Annotated in this window: 9 protein-coding genes; 5 read left to right on the plus strand and 4 right to left on the minus strand. The window is 65.0% G+C overall.

What is annotated here, in order from left to right; genetic code table 11:
* Positions 1-47 precede the first annotated feature (47 nt).
* From JZ792_RS33595 to ccsB, 3 genes are read left to right on the plus strand one after another with little or no spacing between them, the layout of a single operon-like run.
* Complete coding sequence (locus JZ792_RS33595; RefSeq protein ID WP_216916933.1) at positions 48-926, plus strand: cytochrome c biogenesis CcdA family protein; 879 nt, start codon at positions 48-50, stop codon at positions 924-926.
* Entirely contained in the window at positions 923-2,689 is a 1,767-nt protein-coding gene (resB, locus tag JZ792_RS33600) for a cytochrome c biogenesis protein ResB (protein ID WP_216916920.1), read from the plus strand. The genes JZ792_RS33595 and resB overlap by 4 nt, the downstream gene beginning before the upstream one ends.
* Before the next feature lie 2 nt (positions 2,690-2,691).
* Positions 2,692-3,651 (plus strand): c-type cytochrome biogenesis protein CcsB, encoded by a 960-nt coding sequence (gene ccsB / locus JZ792_RS33605; protein WP_216916921.1) that lies wholly within the window; start codon positions 2,692-2,694, stop codon positions 3,649-3,651.
* A 307-nt stretch (positions 3,652-3,958) separates the two neighbouring features.
* Here the strand turns inward: ccsB and JZ792_RS33610 are convergent, their stop codons facing one another.
* Both JZ792_RS33610 and JZ792_RS33615 read right to left on the minus strand, forming a co-directional pair.
* A complete protein-coding gene (locus tag JZ792_RS33610; protein WP_216916922.1) occupies positions 3,959-4,444 on the minus strand; it encodes a hypothetical protein in 486 nt (161 codons plus the stop codon).
* Between the two features lie 349 nt (positions 4,445-4,793).
* Positions 4,794-5,408 carry a DUF8020 domain-containing protein gene (locus JZ792_RS33615; RefSeq protein WP_216916923.1) on the minus strand — a complete coding sequence of 205 codons (615 nt, stop codon included), beginning with the start codon at positions 5,406-5,408 and terminating at the stop codon, positions 4,794-4,796.
* Positions 5,409-5,578: 170 nt separating this feature from the next.
* Between JZ792_RS33615 and JZ792_RS33620 the strand changes: the two genes are divergently transcribed.
* Both JZ792_RS33620 and JZ792_RS33625 read left to right on the plus strand, forming a co-directional pair.
* Positions 5,579-5,827: a hypothetical protein gene (locus JZ792_RS33620; protein WP_216916924.1), complete on the plus strand. Its 249-nt coding sequence runs from the start codon at positions 5,579-5,581 to the stop codon at positions 5,825-5,827.
* A gap of 109 nt (positions 5,828-5,936) precedes the next feature.
* On the plus strand, positions 5,937-6,278 hold the full coding sequence (locus JZ792_RS33625; RefSeq protein WP_216916925.1) for a DUF5713 family protein: 342 nt from the start codon (positions 5,937-5,939) through the stop codon (positions 6,276-6,278).
* Positions 6,279-6,327: 49 nt separating this feature from the next.
* Here JZ792_RS33625 and JZ792_RS33630 read toward each other — a convergent pair whose 3' ends face one another.
* Complete coding sequence (locus tag JZ792_RS33630) at positions 6,328-6,849, minus strand: hypothetical protein (protein ID WP_216916926.1); 522 nt, start codon at positions 6,847-6,849, stop codon at positions 6,328-6,330.
* Complete coding sequence (locus tag JZ792_RS33635; RefSeq protein ID WP_216916927.1) at positions 6,846-7,061, minus strand: type II toxin-antitoxin system HicA family toxin; 216 nt, start codon at positions 7,059-7,061, stop codon at positions 6,846-6,848. Before JZ792_RS33635 ends, JZ792_RS33630 begins: the two co-directional genes overlap by 4 nt.
* Between the last annotated feature and the right edge of the window lie 262 nt (positions 7,062-7,323).

Below are 7,323 nucleotides of genomic sequence, written 5' to 3' on the forward strand. Positions count from 1 at the left end.
TCGAGTCGTGCGCGGTGCTCGCAGGCTCCGGCGGGAAGGTCGTGCTGATGGTGCTCGCGAGTGTGGGGGATTCCTTCCAGCAGACCGCCGCCACCGGCCCGCTGCTGCTCGCGCTGGGGGCGTGCGTCCTCGCCGGACTCGTGTCGTTCGCGTCGCCGTGCGTGGTGCCGCTCGTACCCGGCTACCTGTCCTATCTCGCGGGCCTTGTCGGTGCCGAGGCCCCGCCCGCGACCCTCGCGCAGGCGAGCGGTGCGCGGCGCGGTTCGGTCGCCGTCGCCGAACGGGCGAGCGACGACCCGGCAACGGCGGCCGAGGTGTCCAAGGAACAGATCAGGGCGGGGCGGATGCGGGTCGCGGGTGCGGCCGGGCTGTTCGTCGCGGGGTTCACCGTGGTGTTCGTGCTCGCCACCGCCACCGTCTTCGGCGTCATCCAGACCCTGAACATGAATCGTGAACTGCTGCAACGCATCGGCGGCGTGGTCACGATCCTCATGGGATTGGTGTTCATCGGGCTGGTGCCCGCGTTGCAGCGCGACACCAGGATGGAACCGCGCAGGCTGACCGGCATTCTCGGCGCGCCCTTGCTCGGCGCGGTCTTCGCCCTCGGCTGGACACCGTGCCTGGGCCCGACACTCTCCGGTGTCATGGCGGTATCCGCCGGCACCGACGGCACCACCGCGGCGCGCGGCGTCGCGCTCATCGTCGCCTACTGCCTCGGGCTCGGATTGCCGTTCGTGATCCTGGCATTCGGGTCGGCCACCGCGCTGCGCGGTGTCGGCTGGCTGCGCCGCAATTCCCGCACCATCCAGGTGATCGGGGGCATTCTGCTCGTCGCGGTCGGCGTCGCGCTGGTCACGGGGGCGTGGGATCAGTTCGTCGGCTGGGTGCGCGACGCGTTCGTCTCCGAGGTGACGCTGCCGATATGACGATGACCGAAACGCCGTCCACCGCCGCGTCGGCCCCGCCGCCGCGCCAGTCCCTGCCGGGTCGGCTCTGGGCGGTGGTGCGCAACGCGTGGCGCGGGCTGACCAGTATGCGCACCGCGCTGGTGCTGCTGTTCCTGCTGGCGCTGGCCGCGATCCCGGGCGCGCTGCTGCCGCAACGCAATCTGAACACCCAGAAGGTCGAGCAGTACATCGCCGACCGTCCCACGCTCGGGCCGTGGATGGACCGGTTCGAACTGTTCGACGTGTTCTCCAGTTTCTGGTTCACCGCCGTCTACGTGCTGCTGTTCATCTCGCTCGTCGGCTGCATCCTGCCGCGCTGCCTCGATCACTACCGCGCGCTGCGCACCCCGCCGGTGCCGACGCCGCGCAATCTGGCCAGGCTGCCGCTGCATCACGAACAGACCGTCGACGCCACGCCCGAACAGGTCATCGAACTGTCGCGGACCCGGCTGCGCGGATGGCGCACCGAGATCCGCTCCGGCGGCGAGCGGGCGCGCGAGGGCGAGATCACGCTCTCCGCCGAGAAGGGATACACCCGCGAACTCGGCAATCTGGTGTTCCACCTGGCGCTGGTCGGACTGTTGATCGCCATCGCGGTCGGCAAGTTGTTCGGTTACGAGGGCAGCGTCATCGTCATCGCCAACAACGGGCCGGGTTTCTGCACCACCTCACCCGCGGTATTCGATTCCTTCAAGGCGGGCAACGTCAACGACGGCACCGGCATGACCCCGCTGTGTGTGCGCGTCAAGGATTTCGAGGCCGACTACCTGGAAAGCGGTCAGGCCGAGATGTTCACCTCGAATATCGAATACCAGGCGGGCGAGGATCTGCGGACCGACACCTGGCGTGCCACCGATATCCGGGTCAACCATCCGCTTCGCGTCGCCGGTGACCGCCTCTACCTGCAAGGCCACGGTTTCGCGCCGACCTTCACCGTCACCTTCCCGAACGGGCAGACCCGCACCGAGACCATCCAGTGGCGTCCCGACGACGCCCGCACCTTCCTGTCCAGCGGCGTGCTGCGCATCGACCCGCCCGGCGGCATGTACGCGACCGAGGAGGAACGCCGCAAGAACCAGATCGCCATCGAGGGTCTGTTCGCGCCGACCGCGTTCTTCCACGGGAATCTGCTGACCTCGTCGTATCCGGCGATGAACGATCCCGCCGTCGCGGTCGACATCTACCGGGGCGACACCGGACTCGACACCGGCAGGCCGCAATCGCTGTTCGCGCTGGACTCCGAACAGATCCGACAGGGCAGGTTGAGCAAGGAGGCCAGGGTCAACCTGCGTCCCGGCGAATCGACCACCCTGCCCAGCGGCGCGAAGGTGACCTTCGACGGCGCACAGGAATTCGTGAACCTCCAGGTCTCGCACGACCCGGCCCAGAAATGGGTGCTGGTGAGCGCGCTGGCGATGATGGCGGGGCTGCTGGTCTCGCTGCTGGTGAAGCGTCGGCGGGTCTGGATCCGGGTCTATCCCGAAGCGGACGGAGCCGGTACGGTTGGTCAACGACGTACTGTAGTAGAGATGGGCGGGCTCGCCAGAACCGATCAGGCCGGTTGGGGCGGTGAATTCGAACAGCTGCGAGAGCGTCTGCTCGACGAGCCGGAACTTCGCGGCGGTGAACCCGCGCGCACGGCCCCGGAATCCGGGCAGCCTGCCGAACCGGGCGCGACGAACACTGCCGCGTCGAGCACCGAGCCGAAACCGGCGCGCGACGCCGACCCGACCGGAGAGTGACCATGCAGATCGACGAAAACCTCGCACGCTACAGCGACTTCGCCTTCAAATCGGCGATCGTCGTGTACGCGCTCGTGGTGATACTGCTGATCTGGCAGTACGCGACCACGCGCGCCAACCAGGTGGCCGAGCGTGAACTCGCGATGGTCGGCGGCCCCGGCTCCGGCCCGGGCAAGATCGAAGAGCCCGTCGCGCGACCGCTGTCCGAACGCCTCGGCAATATGGCGTTCTCGGTCCTTGTCGTCGGCATCGTGCTCCAGGTGCTCTCGATCGTGTTGCGCGGTTTCGCGACCCACCGCTTCCCGCTCGGCAACATGTACGAATTCGTCACCATGGCGACCGCCGCCGCCACCGTCGTCGGCATCATCTTCCTGCGCGAACAGCGCTACCGCTCGATGTGGGCGTTCCTGCTCGTCCCCGTCATCCTCCTGATGTTCCTGGCGGGCACCGTCCTCTACGCCGACGCCGCCCCCGTCGTCCCCGCCCTGCGGTCCTTCTGGCTCCCGGTGCACGTCACCATCGTCAGCGTCGGCAGCGGCGTCTTCCTCGTCTCCGGCATCGCGAGCCTGCTGTTCTTGTACCGCATCCGCCAGCCCGAAGGCCAGGAATCCGCCAACATCCTCGGCACCATCGCCAAACGTCTCCCCGACGCCCGCACGCTCGACCGCCTCGCCTACAAAACCACCATCATCGGCTTCCCCCTCTTCGGCGCGGGCGTCATCCTCGGCGCCATCTGGGCCGAAGCCGCCTGGGGCCGCTTCTGGGGCTGGGACCCGAAGGAAACCTGCTCCTTCATCGCCTGGGTGCTGTACGCCGCCTACCTCCACGCCCGCGCGACCAGTGGATGGCGCGATACGAAAGCGGCGTGGATCAATGTGGCCGGTTTCGTCGCGATGCTGTTCAACCTTTTCATCATCAATATCGTGATCAGCGGATTGCACAGCTACGCGGGATTGAACTGACCAGCTTCTACCAGTGCGTTCGGGTCGTCTTCGTCGTCGGCATGGGCCTACTGATCGGCTTCGGTACGCAGTCGAACTAGGCCAATCCTTGATCGCGGCCCCGACAGCGTACGAGTTGTCTCGTCATCGGGCTCCAGGTGCACGCAATATCGCAGAGTCGTGATCGCGCTGCCGTGGTGAAGGCGCGCCTGAACCACCTTGATGTCGGCACCTCGGCGGATCAGCAGCGAGGTAGTAGTGCCGGAAGTCTCGACTGATCCTGCAACCCACAAACACCGCCCGGCCCACTCATCACCGAGCCGGCATATCAGCGATCTATTGGATCTGCCAATAGCACTACGCGATCGGCTGCGGGGTCGAATCCAAGCGCTGGGTAACCGTATTGGCCCTCGGCACCCATGAATACCGGCTTGCTCAGTCGGCGGCCGATCGCGCACAGGAAGTCGCACAGGGTATCCACTCCGGCCTGACCTTGCAGCTCGCGAAGGTTCACATCGAAATCGATCTCCGTGGCGGACATCGGCCAGAAGATCACATGCACGCTGGTGGTAGGGCTGACCCGCAGCGTGACGTATTCCGCATCTACCGGGCGCGGCAGCACGTCCGCAGCAGGTGGTAGCGGTCGCACGGTGTCACCTTCCCGGTAACTCTCTACCCACCCATTGGACTGGACCAGGTCGAACACTGCCTGCCAGTCCTCGACCGAGGCGTCCGGTACCCACAGATCCGGCAGGTCACCCATCAGGTTGGGGTCGAAGAAGTTCTCGACTTCGTTCCACAGCAGATCTGGCACCCGGCCATGCTGCCAGAGCGCGCTATCGGACCGCACCCTGATTTCGTCGCTCCACCGACTCCGATACGGCGCTGCCGCACGAGCTTCGCTTGATTGCCTTGTAGGACGAGCCTGCCGAACCCGCGTAGACGGTCACCGAGCCGTCACCAGTCCAGCCGAATTCGCCGGCGTACTTCCCGATCACATCGGCCGGTCACCAGGTGGGGCGAGTTGCTGAACGAAAACTGACCAGGGTTACCCGCGACGACCGGCTCTGACCGGCCCGGTGGAACGTCGTATCGCGAAGATCCGCTCCCGACGGCGTCGCCCGGCAGGAACTGCGGGGCGACGCCATTTTCGAGTCGACCGATCAGCAGCGGGGGTCGTAAGGGCCGCCGCAGTGGTACTGCCAGAGGTTGAGTTCGTCGGACGCGGGCAGGGATCCGCCGATGGCTCCGCCGATTCCGGCGCCGATGAGACCGCCGGCGATCATGCCGACCGGAATCGTGACGAAGGCGAGCACGCCCATGCCGATCAGGCCGAACAGGCCGAGGAAGCTCCCGATGACGAACCCGACGGTGCCGCCGATTCCCGCCCCCATCTGTATGTTGACCTGACGCTGCGAGACCCATCCGTCGATCGGCTTCGCGGTGAGGTGGGTGCCGGTCGGATCGACGGTGGCGGCGAGGTCGACGGTGCCGTCGGAGGTGGTGGCGCGGAACGGGATTTCGCCGATCCGCGCACCGGCTGCGTCGAGGACGGTGTAGCCGGTGTCGGTCGCGGTGAATCGGCCGCCGTCCAGGGCCACCGTGACGTCTTCCGAATCGGAGGACCGAGAAATAGTGAAGGCCACACCGTGATCGGCACCCTGAAGGGAGAAGGGCGCCGCCTGTGCCACGGGCGCTTCGGCGTTGGCGGTTCCACCGGCGATGGCCGTGACTGCCGCGGTGAGGATGGTCGTCACCACGAACTTCGTGAGCTGCATGTGTGATATCTCTTTCCGACGCAAAGGGCTTGCGTCGGAAGCAACTTAACAACATCCGCATATTCGTTAGTGCCCGTATTTGCGCGGGAGTGTCCGGCCGTGCAGAATCCCTTGAGCCAGTTTCGGTTTCGCTGCCGCGTCGTCGGCAGTTCGGGAGGATTTTCGTGAGTATGAAGAATTTTGTCGTGCGCGGGGTGTTCGGTGCGTTGATCGCGATGGTCGCGCTCTCGCCTACTGCGGGGGTTGCGGCGGCGGATGTTCCACAGCAGGCGAGTCCGGTGTATTGCCAGTGGGGTGGTGACGGCCTGTTCGCCGAGCGCGACTGTGACAAGAACGGACCGAATTCCGGGAGTGCGAGTGGCTCCGGTACCGCGGTCGGGCAATTCCTCGGGAAGTTGATCTTCGGCGGCGGTCGATAGTTCCCTGCCGCGGTGGACGGTGGCAGCGTGCGTCACCGTCCGTGGTTCCGGAATTTCGGATCGCGCGTGAAATGATCGGGCGGCCACATCGAAGACAAGGCGGACCGTCATGGGGATCAGTAATCAGCAGGTGCTCGCGCACCGCTTTCTCGGCCTTCTCTACGAGGACGATTACTATCCCGATCAGGTGGTGCGCCGGGGTGAAGCGATCCTGGTGAGTCTCTGTGAACGCATCGAAGCCGAGCAGCCCGCCGATCTGTCCGCGCTGTACCTCCTCACTCACGCCGCCACCGAGGAATTCAATGCGCTGGAGGCCGAGTTCGACGCGGCGGGCAGTGAAATCGAGACCGTGGCTCGTGACGAAATCGGTCAGGATTTCTGGTTTCTGGCCAACGCCTATGGTTTTCGCGACGCGGACATCGAAGAACTGATCGCTCCTCGGGAGTGGTGAACAGGCCGTTAGGTCTGAACGGCTGATGCCCTGTCCGCGGCCGACTGCCTCATCTCGATCGAGGGGTGGATTCGGCGAGCCCGGCCGATTCGAACAGCGCGATGAGCGCACTTCGAGCCCGCTCGAGGACATCGGGATCATGATCGGTGATCGCCCACAGTGAAGGCGTCGGTTGGTGAGCACCGGCGTTGGCGAGTTGCCCGACTCGCTGGAAGGTTGTTCCGACCAGTTGGGCAATCTCTCGCATCGGGACATTCTCGGCGGCCAGTTCGGTAGTCAACGCCAGGGTTTCGCGTTGTACATCGTCCTCGAGTTGCTCGATGAGCTTTCGCGCCGCTCGAATCCATACGGAGCGTTCCTGAACATCCTTGGCTTGCCCGATGTCATCGATGATCACCTCGACCTCGACGGTGGAAGGCGCTACATCTTCGGAGACCGCGATGTAGTCACGGGCTTCGCTTTCGACCTCCGAGAGGCGACGCGCCTGAGTTACGGCGTCCTCGCCGAGGGCAGGAATCTCCACCGCCCACCAGCGGCCTTCACGCCCGGTGACATGTGCCTCGAATTTCATTCCGCCTCCTTGCAATCACACTCCGCGATCGCCTTCTGCATCTTGCGGACGATCCCGGGACGGATCGAATCATGCCCGGCAGGCAAAGAGAAGTCGTGCTTGCCGGTGCGGCATTGCCACATTTCGTGACTACCCTTCGCGTCTCGTTTATAGGCCCAACCAGCGTTGCGGAGGGTCTTGATCACGATCCGAGTGGGTTGTTCACTGATCATAGTTTAAGTCTAACTACTAGACGTTTTCAAGTCCAATCGCTAGACAAATACGTCCGGTCTCTCGCATGCGAGAGGCGAGGGCGTTCTGGCGAGGTCATGTGGGGCGGCCTCGAGGCCGAGGGGGCGGCCAGTTCGCGCACTTGTGGTGAGAAGCGCTCGACGCGATAATATGATTCTGAATTGAGAGAATGACATTCTGGATCGGCTCGGCGCATCTCCCGCCGGTCCCGTGGAGAGGACGAGCTGTGGATCTACCTGGGTC

This window comes from Nocardia noduli, assembly GCF_019038455.1.
GTDB lineage: Bacteria > Actinomycetota > Actinomycetes > Mycobacteriales > Mycobacteriaceae > Nocardia > Nocardia noduli.

Excerpts from the sequence above, each read along its gene's own strand:
- JZ792_RS33595 (WP_216916933.1), top strand. The coding sequence starts at position 48 with ATGGTGCTCGCGAGTGTGGGGGATTCCTTCCAGCAGACCGCCGCCACC.
- resB (WP_216916920.1), top strand. The coding sequence starts at position 923 with ATGACGATGACCGAAACGCCGTCCACCGCCGCGTCGGCCCCGCCGCCG.
- ccsB (WP_216916921.1), top strand. The coding sequence starts at position 2,692 with ATGCAGATCGACGAAAACCTCGCACGCTACAGCGACTTCGCCTTCAAA.
- JZ792_RS33615 (WP_216916923.1), bottom strand. The coding sequence starts at position 5,408 with ATGCAGCTCACGAAGTTCGTGGTGACGACCATCCTCACCGCGGCAGTC.
- JZ792_RS33620 (WP_216916924.1), top strand. The coding sequence starts at position 5,579 with ATGAAGAATTTTGTCGTGCGCGGGGTGTTCGGTGCGTTGATCGCGATG.
- JZ792_RS33625 (WP_216916925.1), top strand. The coding sequence starts at position 5,937 with ATGGGGATCAGTAATCAGCAGGTGCTCGCGCACCGCTTTCTCGGCCTT.
- JZ792_RS33630 (WP_216916926.1), bottom strand. The coding sequence starts at position 6,849 with ATGAAATTCGAGGCACATGTCACCGGGCGTGAAGGCCGCTGGTGGGCG.
- JZ792_RS33635 (WP_216916927.1), bottom strand. The coding sequence starts at position 7,061 with ATGATCAGTGAACAACCCACTCGGATCGTGATCAAGACCCTCCGCAAC.